This window comes from Lacinutrix cladophorae (genome assembly GCF_053604645.1).
In genome coordinates this window covers 1-333 of sequence record NZ_JBSHNR010000009.1, presented here as the reverse complement: position 1 = coordinate 333, position 333 = coordinate 1, and the positions used below count along the sequence as shown (strand labels likewise).

Sequence of the window (333 nt, the reverse complement as noted above, 5' to 3'; positions counted from 1 at the left end):
GATACAACTAGTGATTGGTATACATCCGATTGTGATGGAGACGGAGTAATCAACGGAACAGAAGTAGATCCAGATATGGATGGTACTGCAGGACCTGATGGAACGGATCCAACCGATCCATGTGATTACAACGTAGCAGATATAACAGTAACACAAACTGGCGATTGGACAACCGCAGATTGTGATGGAGATGGAGATCCAAACGGAACCGATCCAGAACCACTAGATCCATGTGTATTCACAGCAGGCAGTGTAGGAGATGCAAGTAACCCAGTATGGGCAGATGCAGATTGTGACGGAGACGGCGAACCAAACGCAACGGATCCAGATCCA

1 pseudogene is annotated in these 333 nt (G+C 47.4%); it reads left to right on the top strand.

The features are described from left to right. A pseudogene (locus tag ACVC3Y_RS00040) lies at positions 1–333 on the top strand (hypothetical protein); the annotation flags it as partial.